This is a genomic window from Streptomyces capoamus (assembly GCF_014654935.1).
In the GTDB taxonomy this organism is placed as follows: Bacteria; Actinomycetota; Actinomycetes; order Streptomycetales; family Streptomycetaceae; genus Streptomyces; species Streptomyces capoamus.
This window is the reverse complement of record NZ_BNBF01000002.1, coordinates 343,237-343,523: the sequence shown is the minus strand read 5'-3', so window position 1 is coordinate 343,523 and position 287 is coordinate 343,237.

The window sequence follows — 287 nt, the reverse complement described above, 5'->3', positions numbered from 1 at the left end:
CCCCGGCGGGACCGGTCCCGCCGGGCCTGAGCCGGGCGGGGTGATTCCGGCAGGACCGAGCCGGTGAGCCGAGCCGGGGGCCTGATGCCGACCACGCCGGCCCCGACGGCCCCTGCCGACCGGTCCGCGGGCCGTAGCCGGCCTGGCCGCCCTGGCGCTCGCTCAACGGCGGCACACCCGGCCTCCGGGCCGCACCCTGGTCACGCCGGCGTCCCCTGCCCGTTCCGGCACCCCGCGGCCCCGGGGCGCCGGAACGGGCAGGGGGCGTATCAGCTCGACCGCGGGCG